Origin of the sequence: Terribium retamae (genome assembly GCF_022347545.1) — a bacterium.
Classification (GTDB): domain Bacteria; phylum Pseudomonadota; class Alphaproteobacteria; order Rhizobiales; family Rhizobiaceae; genus Mesorhizobium; species Mesorhizobium retamae.
In genome coordinates, this window is record NZ_JAKREW010000001.1 from 167,715 (window position 1) to 189,530 (window position 21,816).

A 21,816-nucleotide genomic window follows, 5' to 3' on the forward strand; every position below is an offset into this window, starting at 1 on the left:
GGCTTTTGTTCAGCGTTCGAGACGATCTTCGATCGCTGAAACCCATTGATGGTCGAAATGTCGGATGCATTCGGCTGCAAGTTCATCGCCCAACAGCGTGAACAGAGCCGACGCCGAGACCGGTTCCACAGTGGGAACAACATTGTAACCGAGCGCAGCCAGCCGTATCGACAACGAGGGATGGTCCGATTCCGGGTTGTCGGGTTTGTCCCAGGCCTTCTGTGCGTATGGCTGTAGCAACGAACCTTTCTCAAGATTTCTTGCTTCGAGAGCCAGTCGCGCAAGCGGCGGGCGAGGCGGTGTCATTGCTCCAAGAAGTTCGCGTTGCAGTGGCTCATAGACCTTTTCTTCAAAGCAAGCGTCGGCGGCGGCAACCAAGACCAGCGCTCTCGCAGCCTCGTGCGCGTCTCCTGCCACGGCGGCGTGCCTGTCGGCCTGAAGTTCTGCCAAACGCGAGAGTCGCAATTCTTCACTCTGGAGTGCCCGCGACAATGGGCTGAGGGCGGCATAAAGGAGACTTCCAGAGACGCTTTGCCCGGGAGGGGCATAGTCGAAAATCAAGTTGAAGCTCTTCTCCAATTCAGCGAGCTTAAGTCCACCGTTCGTATCCCTGTTTCTGACGTGCGCGTTCTCGTGCGCGAACACCGCTGAAAGTGCCCGTGAATCGGTAACCATCATCAGTGGGATGCCCACAAACAGGAAAACGCGATGCCCGAACAGACCCAAGAAAGGCTGTTCTTCTGCGACGGCTGCGTTCAGCCTGTCGTCCAGAACGATTGTAGTGCGTTTAGCTCGGTTTTCGCCTGCAACGACCTCCCAAAGTGCCCACAATTCCGGGGCCGCCTCTCGGCTAATGCCTTCTAACTTAGTCCGGCGAAATCCTGCAAAAAGCATCCCTATAATCAGAACTGCGGCAAGTATCGCCGAGGGGATGGCAACAATACCCCCGAGAATAAGAACAATTGGATGGCTGTCCAGAAAAAGAAGCCATATCAGCAACGGGCAGAGCAGAAGCACCACGAGGAAAAGAATGGCGAATCTGCCGATACGCCTAGCGATGAACACAAAGGAGCGCATGGGCCCGCTTACAACGGAATGTTGTCGTGTTTCTTCCAGGGATTCTGCAGATCCTTGTTGCGCAGCATCCTGAGAGCCCGCGCTACACGACGGCGTGTCGAGTGCGGCATGATCACCTCGTCGACATAGCCACGCTCGGCCGCCACGAAGGGCGACAGGAAGCGATCCTCATAGCGTTTGGTATGCGCGGCGATCCTCTCGGCATCACCGATGTCCTTGCGGTAGATGATCTCGACCGCGCCCTTGGCGCCCATCACCGCAATTTGTGCCGTCGGCCAGGCATAGTTCATGTCGCCGCGCAGATGCTTTGACGCCATCACGTCATAGGCCCCGCCAAAGGCCTTGCGGGTGATGACTGTCACCTTCGGCACCGTTGCCTCGGCATAGGCAAACAACAGCTTGGCGCCATGCTTGATCAGCCCGCCATATTCCTGCGCCGTGCCCGGCAGGAAACCGGGTACGTCGACAAAGGTGACCAGCGGGATGTTGAAGCAATCGCAGAAGCGCACGAAGCGCGCTGCCTTGCGGGAGGCGTCACTGTCCAGCACGCCGGCCAAGACCATCGGCTGATTGGCGACAAATCCCACCGTGCGCCCCTCGACGCGGCCAAGGCCGGTGACGATATTCCTAGCGAACGAAGCCTGGATCTCGAAGAAATCGGCTTCGTCCACTGTCTTCAGGATCAGTTCCTTGATGTCGTATGGCTTGTTGGCATTGTCCGGGATCAATCGGTCAAGTGACAGATCGTGCTCGGTGACGGACTGGTAGCATTCGACTTCCGGGATTTCGGCAGTGTTGGAGGCCGGCAACAGATCGACCAGCCGCCGCATCTGCAGCAGCGCCTCGACGTCATTGTCATAGGCGCCGTCGGCGATCGATGATTTGGTGGTGTGAACCGAGGCGCCGCCCAGTTGCTCGGCCGTCACCGTCTCGTTGGTCACCGTCTTCACGACATCAGGTCCGGTCACGAACATGTAGGAGGTATCGCGCACCATGAAGATGAAGTCGGTCATAGCAGGCGAGTAGACGTCGCCGCCTGCGCACGGGCCCATGATCAACGAAATCTGCGGGATGACGCCGGAAGCCAGCACGTTGCGCTGGAAGATTTCGGCATAGCCGCCCAGTGCAGCGACGCCTTCCTGGATGCGCGCCCCGCCAGCGTCATAAAGGCCGATGATCGGCGCGCGGTTGCGCAGCGCCATGTCCTGTACTTTCATAACTTTCTCGGCATGCGCCTCCGAAAGCGAGCCACCGAACACCGTGAAATCCTTGGCGAAGAGATAAACGGGGCGGCCATTGACCGTGCCCCAGCCGGTGACGACGCCATCGCCGGCGATCTTCGAGTTTTCCATGCCGAAGTCGGTGGAGCGGTGCTCGACATACATGTCGAATTCCTCGAACGAACCCTCGTCCAGGAAGATTTCGATGCGCTCCCGGGCAGTCAGCTTCCCCTTGGCGTGCTGGGCATCGATGCGGGCCTGTCCGCCGCCCGAACGGGCGATTTCGCGCCGACGCTCGAGTTCCTTCAGCACTTCCTTCATTGGGCGGCCTCCCTCAGATATTTAGTCCGCTTTGGTATCGGCGCCGCGCGGGGAGCGCAAGCAGGGCTTTGGTTTCACGATGCAAACCGGCATTTCACGCGCTCGATTGGGGAAATGTTTCGCCTGCACTTTGCTGCAGTGCAGCATATAGCCCTTGCATTTTCCGGCGAACTCCTCCATATGCCGCCTCATAGGCGCTCGGGCCGGTTCCCTACTTCGGCTTTCTCCTTGATTGAGACTGGTTGCGTCTGTTCCCCTTGCCTGGAGCAAGGTGGTGTAAGCCCCGCGGCAAGAGGCCAGCGGGCACGACAGCGCAGCCGAGCGGACTTTAGGTCCGCCCGCCTTGTCGTCCGATTCCTGTTTCTCACGGCGGGTTGCGCCCCGCTGCCATTGCTGTTTGCGGTATGTGCCGCATGAAAGAAGATTATTTTGATGAATGAAATCGATGCGGAGCTGAACGGCTTCGCCAAGCTTGGAATTTCAGGCCAACTCCTGAAAGCGACGACCGCGGCCGGCTTTACAGATCCGAAGCCGATCCAGGAGCAGGCCATTCCTGCTCAGCTGGCCGGCCGAGACATCCTGGGCATCGCCCAGACCGGCTCCGGCAAGACCGCAGCCTTTGCGCTGCCTATCCTGTCGCGCATCATCGCGCTCGGCACCAAACGCCGCCCGAAGACGGCACGCGCCTTGATTTTGGCGCCGACGCGCGAACTGGCTGTCCAGATCGAAGAGACCATAAAGGTGCTCGCCAAGGGCGCACATATCTCGACCGCGCTGGTGTTGGGCGGCGTTTCGCGCTTCAGTCAGGTCAAGAAGATCGGTCCCGGCGTCGATTTCCTGATCGCGACGCCCGGCCGCCTGATGGATCTGGTGCGCGAGAAGGACGTCATCCTGTCGGAGACCACCTGGCTGGTGCTCGACGAAGCCGACCGCATGCTCGACATGGGCTTCATCAACGACGTCAAGCGCATCGCCAAGGCGACGCATCCGGCACGGCAGACCGCGCTGTTCTCGGCCACCATGCCGGCCGAGATCGAACAGCTGACACAGAGCCTGTTGCGAGACCCGGTCCGCGTGGAAGTGGCGCCGCAGGGCACCACCGCAGCCGAGATCGTGCAGAGCGTCGTGCTCGCCCGCACCAAGCAGAAGCGCAAGGTTCTGTCCGACATGCTGGCGGATGAGGCCATGAGCTCGGTGATCGTGTTCGCGCGCACCAAGCATGGCGCCGACCGAGTCACCAAGGATCTCGAGCGCGATGGTTTCGAAGCTGCGGTTATTCACGGCAACAAGAGCCAGAACGCTCGCCAGAAGGCGCTGAATGGTTTCCGCGACGGTTCGGTGCGTATCCTTGTCGCCACGGACATTGCCGCGCGCGGCATCGATGTTCCCGGAATCAGCCATGTCGTGAATTTCGACCTGCCGGATGAAGCCGAAAGCTACGTTCACCGCATTGGGCGTACCGGCCGCAATGGCCGTGACGGCATTGCCATCACGCTGGTCGATCCTTCTGAAAACAGCAAGCTGCGCCAGGTCGAACGCATCATCCGCATGAAGTTGCCGGTTATCGCCGACCATCTCGGTCAGCCTGACCCGGTCCGCGAACCGCGTCCACAAGGCGAGCGCAATTTTGCGCCGGCAAATGACGGCGCGCGAGAGGGCAAGGAACAGCGCCGCGACGGCAGGCCGCGCAATGACGGATTTGGTAAGAAGCGTTTCGGTGCCAAGCCGCATGGCGATCGCCCTTTCGCCAAGAAGCACGACGGTGACCAGGGCGAGCGCAACCACGGTGGCGAGCGTCCCTTCAAGGGCAAGCCGAGCGGCGAACGCCATTTCCATGGCAAGCCCAAGGGCGATCGCCCGTTTGGCGACAAGCCGCATGGTGAGCGCAAGCCGGAGGGCAGCAAGCCGTTCCGCAACAAACGCCGCTTCAACCGCAAGCCAGCCGCACGGGCCGCTTAACTAACAATAGGGGCCGTCCGATTGGTGTCGGCCCCTATTTCCCGGCCACTATCTGAGCCATGGCAAACGACGGATCGGGTTAAAAAGCCAACTCCTAGCCTTGCGATGGCGCAAAACGCGCGACCAATTCATGACTTTCGGCGGCGTAAACGAAACGCACCTGCGTGACTGGGCGTTCGGCATTCCAGGTTCGGCGTTCCACGACAAGGCAGGGCGAGCCGGCTGCGATGTCGAGCGCCGAGGCAACGTCTTCGTCGGCAGCCATGGCGCGAATGCGATGCTCAGCTGCATTCCACGGTACATGTCCGACAAGCCAGGGATTTGGGCTGATCTTTAGGAATTCTTCCTCCTCAGCCTCAGGGACGGCGGTCAGGTTGATGAGACGCCTTTCCTGGCAGAACGGCCGCTTACCGGCGAAGTGACGGCATTCCACGGCAAGGACTGGGCCCGCTGCGTCAAGGCCGAGCAGTTGGCGATCCTCGGTGCTGGAGCGGCGCTTGAGGCGCGAGATGCGCTCGAAGTGGTAGGGCAGGCCGGTCGCTTCCACTTCGGTGCGGATGTCATGGATCTCAAGGATCGCCGCCTGGGAATGCGGCTGGCGCACGAAACTTCCCGAACGCCGGCGCCGTTCGATCAGGCCGGCCTTGGCAAGCTGCGAAAGCGCCTTGTTCACCGTCATGCGCGAGCAGTTGTATTGGGCGGTCAGTTCGTGTTCGAAAGGAATGCGGTGGCCCGGAGCCCACACGCCGGACAGGATCTTTTCGCTGATGTCGGACAGGATGCGCTGATGAAGCGATGCCGGTTCCGCTGTTGTGCTCATCAGCCTGTCGCCCCCCGCTTTTCGAATCCCTGCAGACCTTAGCCGGCCGACAACCGCATCATCACATTCCGGAAGCGTTCGGCAATGGGCTCGCGTGCGAAATGCCGGCCATTTTCCACCAGCTTGCGCCCGTGGACCCATGCGCTGTCGACTTGGGTGCCGCCGGCAAAGATCCAGGTGTCGAGGATCGCGTTACCAGATTTGCCGGCCAGTGAGGGATGGCTGGGGTCAAGCGAAACGAAATCGGCAGGTGCGCCGGCTTCCAGACCGGCTGATGCAGTACCCAGCGCTACATTTCCGCCGATCAGGGACTGCGTGAACAGGTTTTCGCCGTTGGACTGACCAGGGGCGGCCAACACATTGCGCGCACGATGGAAAATGCGCTGCGAATATTCGAGCTGGCGCAACTCGTCTGAAACCCCGATCAGAACGTTCGAGTCGGAGCCGACGCCGTAGTGGCCGCCATGGCTGGAAAACAGGGACGCAGAGAAAGTGCCGTCTCCAAGGTTCGCCTCGGTGATAGGACAAAGCCCGGCGATTGCGCCGGACTTCGCCATGGCGATCGTCTCTTTATCCGTCATGTGGGTGGCATGGATGAGACACCAGCGGCTGTCGACAGACTGGTTCTCCAGCAACCATTCCACCGGTCGCTTGCCGGACCAGGCAACACAATCCTCCACTTCCTTGACCTGTTCGGCGATGTGGATGTGGATCGGCGCTTTCGGTTCGAGCTCGGCGACAAACGACAACTCTTCGGGCGTTGCTGCGCGCAGACTGTGTGGCGCGACGCCGACGACCGCATGGTTAAGCCCGCGAACGGCTTCCTTCGATTTTTCAAGAAGCTTGGAAAAGCCATTCAGATCGTTGATGAAACGGCGTTGGCCCTCGTTAGGGGCGCCGCCTCCGAAGCCTGAATGCGCATAGAAGACGGGCAGCAAGGTGAGCCCGATGCCGGTTGCCTTGGCGGCGGCCGCGATGCGTTCGGCCATTTCGGCGATGTTGGTATAGGGCCTGCCGTCGCGATCGTGATGCAGATAGTGGAACTCGCCGACGCGCGAAAAACCAGCCTCCACCATCTCGACATAGAGCTGGGCTGCAACCGCCTCGACATCGTCGGGCGTCATCGACAAGGCGAAACGGTACATCACCTCGCGCCAACTCCAGAATGAATCTGCACCTGGACCGCGCGTTTCTGCAAGGCCGGCCATTCCGCGCTGGAAGGCATGACTATGGAGGTTGGGCATGCCGGGAACAACGATGGCATGTCGTTCGTCTCCGGCTTGAATGGCCACGTCAGGTTCCACTTTAGCCAAGGCGCCGTCAGAAACCACGAGGCGCACATTCTTGCGCCAGCCGCCATTCAAGAATGCCTGTTCCGCAAAAATCGCCGTCACGCCTTCGTCCTCCGCTTGCCGTAACCTGCGCGACATTAGTACTTGCGTCGCGTTTCAATATGTATATACATAATTTCAACAGAGTGAAGCGGAAAAAGGCTATGGCTGAGGAGGAGAAAGGCCGGGCAGGGGCAAGCCGTGTCTGGCGCAATGCGCGCCTGGCAACGCTGGCCGAGAATACTGCAGGTCTTGGTGAAATCGAGCATGGCGCCATCGTGTCGAGCGGCGGCCGAATTGTCTACGCAGGGCCCGAGAAGGATATGCCAGCCGCGCCAGCGGGGGCGGAGACCGTTGACTGTGGCGGTCGCTGGATCACGCCTGGCCTGATCGACTGCCACACCCATCTGATCCATGCCGGCAATCGTGCCAACGAGTTTGAGATGCGGCTCGCCGGCGCTACCTATGAAGAGGTGGCTCGCGCTGGCGGGGGCATTGTTTCTTCGGTGAAGGCATTACGCGCCGCGAGCGAGGATGAACTCGTTGCCCAGACGCTGCCACGCCTAGATGCGCTGATGGCCGAAGGCGTCACTACGGTCGAGGTGAAGTCCGGCTATGGGCTCGATCTCGACAATGAGAAGAAGTCTTTGAAGGCTGCCCGCCGTCTCGGCGTCGAGCGCTCGGTAACGGTGCGCACGACGTTTCTCGGCGCTCACGCCTTGCCGCCGGAAGCCAATGGCGACAAGGACGCCTATATCGACCTTGTTGCGAAGACGATACTGCCAGCGATTGCCGCTGATGGGTTGGCTGATGCCGTCGACGGCTTCTGCGAAGGCATCGCTTTCTCTCCAGAACAGATCGCACGCGTCTTTGATGCGGCGAAGGCAGCCGGCCTGCCGGTGAAACTGCACGCCGACCAGCTTTCCAACCTCAACGGCGCTGCACTTGCCGCAAGCTATGGCGCGCTGTCGACCGATCACCTCGAATACACCGACGAAGCTGGCGCTGTTGCGATGGCGAAGGCGGGAACGGTCGCAGGTATCCTGCCCGGCGCCTACTATTTCATCCGCGAGACCCGAAAACCGCCGATCGCACTGTTTCGTCAGCATGGCGTGAAGATGGCGGTGGCCACCGACAACAATCCCGGCACATCGCCGCTGACCTCGCTGCTGCTGACCATGAACATGGCCGCGACACTGTTTGCCATGACGGTGCAGGAGTGCATCGCCGGCACGACACGCGAAGCAGCGCGCGCGCTCGGACTGCTTGGCGAAACCGGCACGCTGGAAGCCGGAAAATGGGCCGACCTGGCCATCTGGGACATCGAGCGGCCGGCAGAACTCGTTTATCGCATGGGCTTCAACCCGCTCCATGCCCGCATCTGGAGGGGACAATGACAGAACTCGTATTAAAGCCAGGCAACGCGACGCTGGCCGACTGGCGCGCGATCTATCGCGGCGCCACGCCGGTGCTGGACCCGTCCTACAAGGCGGCGATCGAGGCCAGTGCCAAGGCCGTCGAACGCATCGTCGCCAAAGGCGAACCGGTCTATGGCATCAACACCGGTTTCGGCAAACTCGCCAGCGTGCGCATTCCTGCCGCCGACCTCGAAACGCTCCAGCGCAACATCGTGCTCTCGCATGCCGCGGGTGTCGGTGAACCGATGCCGGTTGCCGTAGCGCGCCTGATGATGGCGCTAAAAATGGCGAGCCTGGCGCAGGGTGCCTCAGGCGTACGGCAGCAGACCATCGACCTGCTGCAGAAGATGTTGGCAAACGACGTCATTCCGGTTGTCCCGGCGCAAGGATCGGTCGGCGCGTCCGGCGATCTTGCCCCGCTTTCGCACATGACCGCCGTCATGATCGGTGTCGGCGAATGCTTCACTCCGCATGGCCGCGTGCCGGCCAGGGTGGCTTTTGCGTCGCACGGCCTGGAGCCGGTGATACTGGGTGCCAAGGAAGGCCTGGCCCTGCTCAACGGCACGCAATTCTCGACGGCCTATGCTCTCGCGGGGCTGTTCGAGGCCGAGGTGCTCTATCAGTCGGCTCTGGTCGCAGGTGCTTTGTCGACTGATGCCGCCAAGGGGTCTGACGCGCCGTTCGATCCGCGCATTCACCTCCTGCGCAAACACCGCGGCCAGATCGAAACGGCTGATGCCCTGCGCAACCTGATGGCTGGCAGCGCCATTCGTGAATCCCACCGTGTCGGTGACGAACGCGTCCAGGACCCCTATTGCCTGCGATGCCAGCCGCAGGTGATGGGCGCCGCTCTCGATGTGCTGCGCAAGGCTGCCGATACGTTGCAGACCGAAGCCAACGGCGTCACCGACAATCCGCTGATCTTCACCGAGGATGACACCGCACTTTCGGGCGGCAACTTCCATGCCGAGCCGGTGGCGTTTGCCGCCGACATGATCGCGCTCGCAGTCTGCGAGATCGGTTCGCTGTCCGAACGGCGCATCGCCATGCTCGTCGATCCAGCTCTGTCGGGCATGCCGGCTTTCCTCACGCCGAAACCGGGTCTGAATTCAGGCTTCATGATCCCGCAGGTAACGGCAGCAGCACTTGTTTCGGAAAACAAACAGAAGGCCTATCCGGCTTCGGTCGACTCCATCCCGACCTCGGCCAATCAGGAAGACCACGTCTCGATGGCCGCGCATGGTGCTCGCCGCCTGATGGGCATGATCGAGAATGCTACCGCTGTCATCGGTATCGAATTGCTCGCAGCGGCGCAGGGTTGTGATTTCCATCAGCCGCTGGCGTCGAGCCAGCCGCTTGAAGCTGTGCGCAAGGTGCTGAGGTCGCAGGTCCCGCATCTCGATGACGACCGTTATTTCCATCCTGACATGGAGAAGGCGATCGCCTTGGTACGCGACGGCTCGCTTGCAAAGGCGACCGAGGCGGTCAAGCTGCCGGCCGTCAGCGGAGCCGCCGCATGACCCAACCTGCATGGCTTGAAATCCAGCGCGGCGAGGCGCCGTTGCTGGTCAGCATCCCGCACACCGGCCTCGAACTGGCTGGACTGGACGATCATTTCGTTTCGCCCTGGTTGGCTCGCCGTGACGCCGACTGGTGGATCGAAAAGCTCTACGATTTCGCAACCGATCTTGGCGCGACTGTCGTGCGCACCAGCATCTCGCGTTCCGTCATCGACGTGAACCGCGATCCATCCGGTGTGTCGCTCTATCCGGGACAGGCCACGACCGAGCTTTGCCCGACGACGACTTTTGACGGTGAGCCGCTCTACAAGTCTGGACAGGAACCGAACGCCGACGATGTGGCTGGGCGTCGGAAGAATTATTTCGAACCTTACCACGCTGCACTCGAAGCCGAGATTGCGCGGCTACGCGGCCGGCACGCCAAGATCGTGCTCTACGACTGCCACTCGATCCGGTCGGTGATCCCCCGGTTGTTCGAGGGAAAACTGCCGCTGTTCAACCTCGGCACCAATTCCGGCAAGAGCACGGACCCGGTTCTGGAAAAGCAGGTCGCCGACATCATGGCCGCGACCGGGCGACCCTCTGTGGTCAACGGTCGTTTCAAGGGTGGCTGGATCACGCGCCACCACGGCAAACCGGAAGATGGCGTCCACGCCTTGCAGATGGAGCTCTCCTGTCGTGGCTACATGCTGGAGCCGGAGGGCAAGGTCGACCCAGCGAACTGGCCGAGCCGCTATGATCCGGACTTTGCCGCACCGATGCGTGAGACGCTGACTGCAATTCTGACCACTGCACTCAACTGGGCGAAGGCCTGATTTTCGAGGGAGCATTCGCATGACCCAACACACCCGTATCGACAATTCCCGCACCATTCGCGCAGCAACCGGCACCGAATTGACCGCCAAGAGCTGGCTGACCGAAGCGCCGTTGCGCATGTTGATGAACAATCTCGATCCGATCGTTGCCGAAAAGCCGGGCGAACTGGTGGTCTATGGCGGCATCGGCCGTGCGGCACGCGACTGGCAGAGCTTCGACCGCATCGTCGGCGCGCTGCGCAATCTGGAAGCCGATGAGACGCTGCTGGTGCAGTCGGGCAAGCCGGTCGGCGTGTTCAAGACGCACAAGGACGCGCCGCGTGTCCTGCTCGCCAACTCCAACCTTGTGCCGCATTGGGCGACCTGGGATCATTTCAACGAGCTCGATAAGAAGGGCCTGATGATGTACGGCCAGATGACGGCCGGATCCTGGATTTATATCGGCTCGCAGGGCATCGTTCAGGGCACCTACGAGACCTTTGTCGAACTGGGTCGCCAGCATTACGATGGCGACCTGTCGGGCCGCTGGATCCTGACCGCGGGCCTGGGCGGCATGGGCGGCGCACAGCCGCTGGCCGCAACCATGGCAGGTGCCTCATGCCTTGCCGTCGAATGCCAGGCCTCGCGCATCGAGATGCGCCTGAAGACCGGTTATGTCGATGTGCAGGCGAAGGATCTCGACGATGCTCTGGCCATTCTCGACAAGGCTGGCAAGGAAAAGAAAGCCATTTCAGTCGCGTTGCTTGGCAATGCGGCTGACATTTTCCCCGAACTGGTTCGTCGCGGGGTGAAGCCGGATGCGGTCACCGACCAGACATCTGCTCACGACCCGGTTAACGGCTATCTGCCACAAGGTTGGACGGTTGCGGAATGGGAAGAGAAGCGCGAGCGCGATCCCAAGACCGTCGCCAAGGAAGCGAAGAAATCGATGGCTGTTCACGTCAAGGCCATGCTCGACTTCCACAAGATGGGTATTCCGACCGTCGACTACGGCAACAACATCCGTCAGATGGCGCTGGAAGAGGGCGTCGAGAACGCCTTCGATTTCCCCGGTTTCGTGCCGGCCTACATCCGTCCGCTGTTCTGCCGCGGCATCGGTCCTTTCCGCTGGGCAGCGCTTTCCGGCGACCCGGAAGACATCTACAAGACCGATGCCAAGGTGAAGGAGCTGCTGCCGGACAACAAGCATCTGCACAACTGGCTCGATATGGCCCAGAAACGCATCAAGTTCCAGGGTTTGCCGGCACGCATCTGCTGGGTGGGCCTCGGTGATCGCCACCGTCTCGGCCTCGCTTTCAACGAAATGGTCGCCAAGGGCGAACTCAAGGCACCTGTTGTAATCGGCCGTGACCATCTCGATTCCGGTTCGGTCGCTTCGCCGAACCGCGAAACGGAGGCGATGAAGGATGGTTCGGACGCCGTGTCCGACTGGCCACTGCTCAACGCGCTGCTCAACACGGCCTCGGGTGCGACCTGGGTGTCGTTGCACCATGGCGGCGGCGTTGGCATGGGCTTCTCGCAGCATTCCGGCATGGTTATCGTTTGCGACGGCACCGAGGATGCAGCCCGTCGCCTCGAGCGTGTGCTGTGGAACGACCCGGCAACCGGCGTCATGCGCCACGCCGATGCCGGTTATGACATCGCCATCGAGTGCGCGAGGGAGCATCAGCTCAACTTGCCGGGCATCCTTGGGTAAGCCCCATGCGTATCCTGCGCGCCAGCGACTACCGGTCCATGCCGTGGAAGAACGGCGGCGGCGTGACGACGGAGATCGCCGTCTCGCCGCACGGCGCCGGACTTGACGGTTTCGACTGGCGCGTCTCCATGGCACGCGTTGAAACCGGTGGACCTTTTTCGGTTTTCACCGGTATCGATCGCACACTTTCCATTCTGGACGGCGAGGGTATGCGGCTTGCAATCGCCGGTCGCGAGCCGGTCGAGCTGACGCGTTCCAGTGAGCCTCTGTTCTTCCCCGCCGACGCAGCCACCGAAGCTTTGCTGCTGGCAGGGCCTATCACGGATCTCAACGTGATGACCCGCCGCGGACGCGCGCGACACACCGTCCGCCGCATCTCGCTGTCCACATCGCTTGATTTAGTCACCGATGCCGACACGACGCTGATCCTCTGTGATGAGGGATGCGTCAGCAGCGACGAATCACCCTCTGCCGGGCTCGGCGCTCGCGATACGCTGTGGCTTGATGGAGTCGGGCAGGCGGTTCGTCTGCAACCGCAGCCGCATGCGGTACTTTTCCTGATCGCCATCCAAAACGATTAAAGGTTGATTCTAAGCGTTATTGGACCTGGCTCGAAATATCGGGCCGGGCGGTTGCGCTATCACGAAATTGCCTGAATTCTTGCCATTCGCTTCTCCCCGTTGTGAGTACAAGCGCGAGTATCGAGGTTGTCGGGGCGGGAATGACCGCTAATCTTGACGGGAAGACAAACAAGCTCGTCCGACCCGCTTTGCTATGCAACCAATCACCTGTAAATCGATGTTGAAAACCGGGAACGATACGGGCGCGCCGCGACCGACACCCTTCGCACGGATTATTTGATGAATATTCAAACCACCCCCGCCGAAGTCCGGAACGCCACCGCGCGTTTCCCCGCTGCAGCGGAAGAGCCGATCAGGTCCCAGTTCCTGCCTGAGGAGCGGCTACGGGCTTTGGGTGAGAGCCTGGCCAAGGGTGACATTTCCGATCTTGCGGGGCTGCGGCCCTTCGACTTCCAGAAGCGTATCCGCGAGAGCGCCAAGAAGATCCTCGAAGTCTACAGGCTGACCAATGTCGCCCAGGCAAGGGGCGAGACGGTGACGCCGGCTGCGCAATGGCTGCTCGACAACAACTATCTGGTCGAGGAGACGATCTATCAGATCAAGCGCGACTTGCCGCGCCGATTTTATCGGCAACTGCCCACGCTGAAGCTTTCCGACGGCACGGACGTGCCGCGGGCGCTTGCATTGGCTTGGGCCTATGTTGCCCATTCGGACAGTTCCGTCTCCGCGCAGATGTTCAAGGCGATCGTGGAGGGCTTCCAGTCGATCGAACCGATGAAGATTGGTGAGATCTGGGCCCTGCCTTCGCTGTTGCGTTTCGTTTTGATCGAGAACCTCCGCCGGTTGGCCGTCAGGGTCAATCGTTCACGCGACATGCGCCTGATCGCCAATGACGTCGCCGACCGGGTCCTCTCCTCAGCGGACAGCGCCGACCGCGAGGACATCCTTACCAAATACCAGTCCCAGGCCAGTGACACATCCTTTGCCACGCAGCTTCTCTACCGCCTGCGCGACGGTTCGCAGAATGCGGGCCGGGCGTTGGAATGGCTTGAGACCGAGTTGGAAAAACACGGCACCGATGCGGAAAAGGTCACCATTGCCGAGCATCAGACGTTGTCGAGCGGTAACGTCACCACCGGCAATATCATTCGTGGCCTTCGCCTCATCAACGACATCGACTGGACGGTCTGGTTCGAAGGCGTCAGTCGCATCGACGCGTTGCTGCGCGAGCGCACCAATTTCAGTGAACTCGATTTTCCTTCCCGCGACCAGTACCGCACGGAAATCGAAGACCTGGCCAAGCGTTCAAAGCAATCGGAATATGCGGTAGCTGAGAAGGCGACTGACCTTGCGGACGCCGCCAGGCAGGCGGCCGGCGAAGTCGCTGATGTCGCCGATACCACGGACATCGGGTTTTTCCTGGTCGGTTCGCGCCGCCTCGAGCTTGAAAAGGCGATCGGCTATTCGCCGAGTCTGGCGCGCCGCTTCCTGCGCGGTTTCCGCAAGACCGGTTGGCTTGGCATTGTACTGCCGGTCTTCCTGCTCACCATGCTGCTCCTGTGGATGACCGGCAACGCGCTGGCCGCCCTCGGTTTGCCGATATGGGGCATCACGCTGATGCTGGTGCTGTTCGCGGTGCCGGCGAGCGAAGGCGCACTTGCCTTCTTCAACACGGTGGTGCTGCTGTTCCTGAAGCCGACCCGCCTGGTTGGTTATGAATACAAGGACGGTATCCCGGCGGAAGCGCGGACGCTGGTGGTGGTGCCATCGCTCATCGGATCGAGAGATGATGTCGAGGAGAATGTCCGCAATATCGAAGTCCATCACCTGGCCAACATGTCTGGCGAGTTGCACTTCGCGCTGCTTTCGGACTGGCCGGACAGTAAATCTGAAATCGGTGGAAACGACACGGAAATCCTGGACTTCGCCCGTAGCCAGATCGCCGAACTCAACCAACGCTATCCGGCTGAAGGCGCACCGCGCTTCTACCTGCTGCACCGCCGCCGGCTATACAATCCCGCCCAGGGCCGCTGGATGGGCTGGGAGCGCAAGCGCGGCAAGCTGCACGAACTGAATCTCCTGCTGCGCGGCGACAAGGACACCACCTTCCTGCCGCTCGAAACACCGCTGCCGGAAAATGTCGTGCACGTCATGACGCTGGACGCCGACACGCGCACGACGCGCGACGCCGTCGCCAAGCTGATCGGCAAGATGTGCCACCCGATGAACAGGCCGCACTTCGATCCGGCAAAACGGCGCGTTACCGCCGGTTATGCGATCATGCAGCCGCGCATCACGCCTTCGCTCACCACCGGTGACGAAGCCTCGTTCTTCCAGCGCGTGTTTTCGGCCAACCGCGGCCTCGATCCTTACGTGTTTGCCGTATCCGATCTCTACCAGGACGTGTTCGGTGACGGCTCGTTCACCGGAAAGGGTCTCTATCACGTCGACGCCTTCGAGGCGTCGCTGAAAGGGCGGATCGAGGAGAATACGGTTCTCAGTCACGACCTTCTCGAAGGCGCATTGGCGCGTTCGGCATTGGTCACCGACGTCGAGTTGGTGGAGGATTATCCGACGCGATACTGGGTCGATGCCTCTCGTAACCACCGCTGGGCACGCGGCGACTGGCAGCTTCTGCCTTTCATTTTCGACCCGCGCTCCGGCGTGCCGGCGCTGTCGCGCTGGAAGATGATCGACAATCTGCGTCGCTCACTCACCCCGATCTTCTGGGTGATGGCTGCAATTGCAGGTTGGACCCTGCTGCCCTTCACGCAGGCCGCGCAGTGGCAGGCACTGTTGATCCTGACGCTGTTCATGGCGCCGACCTTCGACATCGTGAATGCGATCATCCCGAAAAACCGCGACGCCACGCCGCGCGGTCACTTCTCGGCGCTGGTGCATGACATCGCCTTCGGAACGGCAATGGTAGCGCTGAAGATCGTATTGATGGCGCACCAGGCCTGGATGATGGGAGATGCCATCATCCGCACACTCTACCGCCTGTTCGTCAGCCGCAAGAACATGCTGGAATGGCGTACGGCCTCGCAAGCGCATCAGGGCAGCGGCAACGGCGTTGCCTCTTATTACAGCCTGATGTGGGGAGCGGTGATCATCGGTGCGGTTGGCCTCGCCATTCCGGTCTTCGACGACTCGACCGGTGCTTTCGTTGCCTTTGCCTTCGCGTTGTTCTGGATCGGGTCTCCGGCTTTCGCCTGGCTGGTCAGCCGGTCCGCCGAAACCGAGGATAGGTTGCATCTCCTGCCGCAGGACGTGCATGCTCTGCGCGTCGCTGCTCGCCGCACCTGGCATTATTTCGAAAACTTCGTTACCGCCGAGCATCACCACCTGCCGCCGGACAACTTCCAGGAAAATCCGAAGCCGATCGTTGCCGCGCGCACTTCACCTACGAATATCGGCGTTTACCTGCTTTCGGTGGTTTCAGCCCGCGATTTCGGCTGGATCAGCCTCTCCGAGGCGATTGCCCGTATCGACGCGACCGTATCGACCATCGAGCGCATGGAGCGCAGCCGCGGCCATCTCTACAACTGGTACGAGACGACCACGCTGAACCCTTTGCGGCCGACCTACATCTCGGCCGTCGACAGCGGCAATCTTGCCGGCCATCTGGTGACTGTGGCGGCAACCTGTACTGAGTGGGCAGAAGCGCCTTCCGTGCACCTGCACGGTGATGTCGAGGGCGTTCTCGACACCGTTGCGATCCTGAACGAGAGCCTGGACCAATTGCCGGACGATCGTCGCCAGCTTCGCCCGTTGCGCCAGCGTTTGGCCGACCGTCTCGACGGCATGCGTCGCGCCGTGCGGACCATCAAGGCGCAACCGGAAATGGCATCGGCCCGGACGGTCAACCTGACCGTACTGGCAGGAGAAATCCGTAAACTCGCCGCAGCCATCCATGCTGAAGCGAAGTCGACGGCCAGCGACATCATTGTCGATTGGGCAGCCCGTCTGGAGGCTACCTGCGAAGCACATGTGCAGGACGCGCAGGCCGACGAGAAGGCGGTCGAGGCAATGCGTGCGAAGCTGCTCGAATTGCATGAGCGTACTCGCCGTTATGCATTCGAGATGGAGTTCGGCTTCCTGCTGCGACAGGACCGTAAGTTGCTCTCGATCGGCTACCGCGTCGAGGAGCGCCAGCTCGACGAGGCCTGCTACGACCTGCTTGCCTCGGAGTGCCGCCTGACCAGCCTTTTCGCCATCGCCAAGGGTGACCTGCCGACCGAACATTGGTTCCGCCTCGGTCGTCCCATCGTCGAACTGGGCTACCGCGGCGCGCTGATGTCGTGGTCCGGCTCGATGTTCGAATATCTGATGCCGCCGCTCGTCATGAAGGAACCGCAGGGTTCGATCCTCAACCAGACCAGCCATTTGATCATCAAGCGGCAGATCCAATATGGCCGTTCGAAGGGCGTGCCATGGGGCATTTCGGAAGCGGCCTACAATGCCCGCGACCGTGAAATGAACTATCAATATACCAATTTCGGTGTGCCGGGCCTGGGCCTGAAACGTGGTCTCGGTCAGAACACGGTGATTGCCCCCTATGCGACGATCCTCAGTGCGCAGTTCCTGCCGCGCGAAGCCGTCGCAAACCTGAAACGCCTCGAGGAGATCGGCGCACTCGGCAGGCATGGCTATTACGATGCTGTCGACTTCACGCCACAGCGCGTGCCGGAAGGCGCAAAGTGCGCGGTGGTGCAGAACTATTTCGCGCACCATTCCGGCATGTCGATCGCAGCCATCGCCGACGCCGTCTTCGAAGGACGTCTGCGTGATCGCTTCCACAGCGATCCGGTCATCGAATCCGCCGAGCTGCTGCTGCAGGAAAAGGCGCCGCGTGAAATTCCAGCCGACACCGTACGCACCGACGCCGAGGAGCAGGCGGTCGCCGACGAGACCGAGGCGCAGAACCCCGACACCCGCGTCGTGCTCGACCCGGCATGGGCCTTGCGCGCCACCAACCTGATGTCGAATGGTCGCTACTCCGTAATGGTGACCGCGACCGGTTCGGGGTATTCGCGCTGGGGCGATTTCGCTGTAACGCGCTGGCAGCCGGATCCGACCGAGGACCGGCTTGGTTCCTACATCTTCCTGCGCGACGCCGACACAGGCGACTGGTGGTCTGCGACCGTCGAGCCGAAACGCGCAGCGGGCGAAATCGCGCAGGCGCAGTTCTCTGATGACAAGGCGACCTTCATCAAGACCGTTCATTCGCTGCGCTCGGAGGTGGAGTGCATCGTCATCTCGGAGGGCAATGGCGAGGGCAGGCGGGTCACGCTCTACAATGACGGTGCAACGGACCGGCATATCGAGGTGACCTCCTTCGCCGAGCTCGTACTCGGCCAGGAAGCCGCAGACTACGCGCATCCCGCTTTCTCCAAGATGTTCGTGGAAACCGAGATCGCACCGAACAACAATGCGATCTTCGCCACGCGCCGCAAGCGGGATGCGGGTGATCCCGATATTGCCGCCGCGCATTTCGTGACCGATCCATCCGGCTTCGCCCGGGATGGCGAGGCCGAAACCGATCGGCGAGCCTTCCTCGGCCGTGGGCGCACCATCGCAGATGCTGCTGCCTTCGACCCCGATGCGCGGCTGGGCGGCCATGCCGGGTTCACCCTGGATCCCGTTGCCGTATTGCGGCGGCGCGTCCGCGTACCCGCAAACAAGAAGGTATCGCTCACGTTCTGGACGGTGGTCGGCACGAATCGCAACGAACTGGAAGAAGCGATTGCGCGGCTTGACCATGCCGAAAGCTTCGCGCGTCAGTCGATGCTGGCCTGGACGCGTTCACAGGTACAGACACGCCATATGGGGCTGAGCCTGACGGATGCCTCCATCGTGCAGAAACTGGCGCGGTATCTGATCTATCCGGATCCATTCCTGCGCTTACCGTCGGACGCTGTCGCTTCCGGCCTCGGACGTCAGTCCAGCCTGTGGCCTACCAGCATTTCGGGCGATTTCCCGATCTTTGCGGTCCGTATCGGCGACGTTGCCGATCTGGAGATCGTTGCAGAAGCGTTGCGCTTCCAGGAGTATATGCGTGCCCGTGGCATGACGGCCGATCTCGTCATCGTCAACGAGCAGGCATCCTCCTATGTGCAGGATCTGCAGCAGGCGATCGACGCCCTTTGCGAAAACAGCAGGCTGCGGGGCAACGAGTTCGGTTCGCGACAACACATCTTCGCGGTGCGTCGCGATCTCATGGATGAAACCACTTACAAGACGCTGCTGGCGGTCGCGCGCGTCGTGCTGCACACCCGCAATGGTACGATCTTCGATCAGATCGAACGTGCCGAGACGGCAGCCCTTCAGGCTCGCGACACCCTACATCCGGGTGGCGCGGCTGTTCTGCGAGAGTCCGCGGTACCCGCGCCGCGCAAGTCGGCCCGAAACGACAACAGGCTGGCTGCCGACGGAACCGGTCTGGATCATTGGAACGGTTATGGCGGCTTCGAGGGTGACGGCAGGCACTATGTGGTGCGTCTGACAGGTAATCGCTCGACACCGCAGCCCTGGATCAACGTCATTGCCAACGAGGCATTCGGCTTCCATACCTCAGCTGAAGGCGCGGCCTTCACCTGGAGCCGAAACAGTCGCGACTATCAGTTGACGCCGTGGTCGAATGATCCGGTAACCAACCGTCCGGGTGAGGGAATCTACATCCACGATCTCGGCAGCGGCGAGTCTTACTCGCCGACCGCGGCGATGCTGCGGGATCCGGCCATGGTCTACGAAACCTGGCACGGGCAGGGTTTCTCGACATTCCGTACCAAGCGCGGTGCGTTGTCGATGGATCTGACACATGTCGTCGATCCGACTGATCCTGTTCGTGTCACGCGTCTGCGGGTCCAGAACGCCGGTTCGGCGCCGGTGAAGCTACGTGTCTACGCCTATGCTGAGTGGGTGCTGGGTAGTCATCGCTCGAAAACGGCTGCAACGATCGTCTCGCAGCGGGACGAAGCAACGGGAGCGCTCTTCGCGCAGAACCCATATGGGCTCGACTTCGGTGACCGCGTCGCGTTTCTCGCAAGCGACCGTGAACCTCAGTCGTTCACCGCTGATCGTCAGGAGTTCCTCGGCCGTCATGGTTCGTCGGCTGCACCGCAATCGGTCATTTCGGGCGCTGCGCTGACCGGTCGTGTCGAGGCCGGTGACGATCCGTGCGCAGCGCTGGCGCGCGACGTCGACATCCCAGCGGGCGGCGATGTCACCCTGCTGTGGCTGATGGGCGATGCGGCGTCTCCGGACGAAGCGAGTTCGCTGATCAAGACACATCGCGCCAAGGACTTCGACCAAAGACTGGCCGAAAATGAGCGCACCTGGCGCGGCTTCCTCGACACCATTCAAGTCGAGACGCCCGACAAGGCGCTCGATGCCATGGTCAATCATTGGCTGCCCTATCAGGCCTTGGCCTGCCGCATCCGCGCGCGGTCGGCCTTCTATCAGGCCAGCGGTGCTTTTGGCTTCCGCGACCAATTGCAGGATACGCTCGCCTTGCTGGCACATGATCCATTGCTGGCGCGCGAGCAAATCCTGAATGCAGCGCGTCGACAGTTCCCCGAGGGGGACGTGCAGCACTGGTGGTTGCCCCGCACCGGTGCCGGTGTGCGCACGATGATTTCGGACGATGTTGTCTGGCTGGCGCACGCGGTGTCCCGCTACATGCTGGTGACCGGCGACAAGGCGATCCTCAAGGAGGCGCTGCCGTTTGTCGAGGGCAAGCCACTTGCCGAGGGAGAACACGACGCCTTCTTCGAACCTCAGGTCTCAAAGACAACCGCTTCGCTCTACGAACACAGCGCGCGGGCGTTGGATCTGGCAGTCGAGCGCACCGGAACCGATGGTCTGCCGCTGATCCTGGGCGGCGACTGGAACGACGGCATGAACCGCGTTGGTATCGATGGCAAAGGCGAGAGCGTGTGGCTGGGCTGGTTCCTGCTCAAGACGCTTACCGATTTCGTCCCCGTCGCCAAGGCGCAGAGCGACGCGAAACGCGCCAAGGCCTGGGAGACGCATGCCGCCAATCTGAAACGCGCCCTGGAGAATGCCGCATGGGACGGTGAATGGTACCGGCGAGGCAGCTTCGACGACGGCTCGCCACTCGGCTCGCGAAATTCCGACGAGTGCAAGATCGACTCGATCGCGCAATCGTGGAGCGTGCTGTCCGGCGAGGGCGACCCCGCGCGTTCGCAGACGGCTATGGATCAGGCCGTCAAGCATCTCGTCGACGATGACCTCAAGATCGTGAAGTTGTTCACGCCGCCATTTTCGAAAACGGATAAGGATCCCGGCTACATCAAGAGCTATCCACCAGGAGTGCGAGAAAACGGCGGCCAATACACGCACGCCGCGACCTGGTTCGTCATCGCCCTGGCCGAGATGGGCCGCACAGACGAAGCCTATCGTTGCTTCTCGATGCTGAATCCCGTCAATCATGCCTTGGACGATACGGCCGCCGAGCACTATCGGGTCGAACCCTACGTGGTGGCCGCGGACATCTATGCGGGTGAGGGCAAAGGTGGTCGGGGCGGTTGGACCTGGTACACAGGCTCGGCCGGATGGCTTTATCGGGCTGCCGTGGAAGGTATCCTCGGCATCGAACGGCGCGGTAACCGCATCGAGATCACGCCCAAGCTGCCCACGGAGTGGGAAGGTTATTCGGCGAAACTCAAGATCGCGGGCACCGAACATTCAGTCCGCGTGGTGCGCGCCAAGGCTGCTAAAACCATCTCGCTGGAGGTCGATGGTGTGAAGGTGAAAGGTAACGCTTTCGACCTGAAGGAAGAGGGCTCCAGCGAGATTATCGTCAAGATTCCAGCCTGATAGCTGTAGAAGGCAGCGCCGGAGGCCCTTGGTGGCCTCCGGTTGCACAAAATTACGGCAGCAATGGGCGGCTGCCCTAATTTTGCCGCAGGGTTGCGATTTCACCTTTTATCTCAAACCGTTACGCGATCACGGCAAATTTCTGCCCGTTGTCATGTTTTGTTCGTCGGAACGGAGCAGAAGGCATAGGCGGGCATTGTTTTGCCACCCATCTAGG

At 61.3% G+C, this 21,816-nt stretch carries 11 protein-coding genes; 7 read left to right on the plus strand and 4 right to left on the minus strand.

Going from position 1 to position 21,816, the window contains the following annotated elements; translation table 11 throughout:
- Positions 1-9: 9 nt before the first annotated feature.
- Both L4923_RS00830 and L4923_RS00835 read right to left on the minus strand, forming a co-directional pair.
- Positions 10-1,077, minus strand: a complete 1,068-nt coding sequence (locus L4923_RS00830) for a M48 family metallopeptidase (protein ID WP_239361256.1) — start codon at positions 1,075-1,077, stop codon at positions 10-12.
- 8 nt (positions 1,078-1,085) lie between these two features.
- Positions 1,086-2,618: an acyl-CoA carboxylase subunit beta gene (locus L4923_RS00835; protein ID WP_239361258.1), complete on the minus strand. Its 1,533-nt coding sequence runs from the start codon at positions 2,616-2,618 to the stop codon at positions 1,086-1,088.
- Between the two features lie 432 nt (positions 2,619-3,050).
- Between L4923_RS00835 and L4923_RS00840 the strand changes: the two genes are divergently transcribed.
- Positions 3,051-4,577, plus strand: coding sequence for a DEAD/DEAH box helicase (locus L4923_RS00840; RefSeq protein WP_239361260.1), 1,527 nt, complete (start codon positions 3,051-3,053; stop codon positions 4,575-4,577).
- Between the two features lie 94 nt (positions 4,578-4,671).
- On the opposite strand, the gene hutC is transcribed toward L4923_RS00840, so the two are convergent.
- Both hutC and L4923_RS00850 read right to left on the minus strand, forming a co-directional pair.
- On the minus strand, positions 4,672-5,397 hold the full coding sequence (gene hutC, locus L4923_RS00845) for a histidine utilization transcriptional repressor HutC (RefSeq protein ID WP_239361262.1): 726 nt from the start codon (positions 5,395-5,397) through the stop codon (positions 4,672-4,674).
- Between the two features lie 38 nt (positions 5,398-5,435).
- Entirely contained in the window at positions 5,436-6,791 is a 1,356-nt protein-coding gene (locus tag L4923_RS00850) for a formimidoylglutamate deiminase (RefSeq protein ID WP_239361264.1), read from the minus strand.
- Between the two features lie 101 nt (positions 6,792-6,892).
- On the opposite strand from L4923_RS00850, the gene hutI reads away from it, so the two are divergent.
- From hutI to L4923_RS00880, 6 genes are all read left to right on the plus strand, one after another.
- Positions 6,893-8,125: an imidazolonepropionase gene (hutI, locus tag L4923_RS00855; protein WP_239361267.1), complete on the plus strand. Its 1,233-nt coding sequence runs from the start codon at positions 6,893-6,895 to the stop codon at positions 8,123-8,125.
- The gene (hutH, locus tag L4923_RS00860; RefSeq protein WP_239361269.1) at positions 8,122-9,666 is read left to right on the plus strand and encodes a histidine ammonia-lyase; all 1,545 of its coding nucleotides are present in this window, start codon (positions 8,122-8,124) and stop codon (positions 9,664-9,666) included. Before hutI ends, hutH begins: the two co-directional genes overlap by 4 nt.
- A complete protein-coding gene (gene hutG / locus L4923_RS00865) occupies positions 9,663-10,481 on the plus strand; it encodes an N-formylglutamate deformylase (RefSeq protein ID WP_239361280.1) in 819 nt (272 codons plus the stop codon). Before hutH ends, hutG begins: the two co-directional genes overlap by 4 nt.
- A 19-nt stretch (positions 10,482-10,500) precedes the next feature.
- Complete coding sequence (hutU, locus tag L4923_RS00870; RefSeq protein ID WP_239361282.1) at positions 10,501-12,177, plus strand: urocanate hydratase; 1,677 nt, start codon at positions 10,501-10,503, stop codon at positions 12,175-12,177.
- Between the two features lie 5 nt (positions 12,178-12,182).
- Entirely contained in the window at positions 12,183-12,758 is a 576-nt protein-coding gene (locus tag L4923_RS00875; protein ID WP_239361284.1) for a HutD/Ves family protein, read from the plus strand.
- A 279-nt stretch (positions 12,759-13,037) separates the two neighbouring features.
- Positions 13,038-21,599: a glycoside hydrolase family 94 protein gene (locus L4923_RS00880; protein WP_239361291.1), complete on the plus strand. Its 8,562-nt coding sequence runs from the start codon at positions 13,038-13,040 to the stop codon at positions 21,597-21,599.
- The last annotated feature ends 217 nt before the right edge of the window (positions 21,600-21,816 follow it).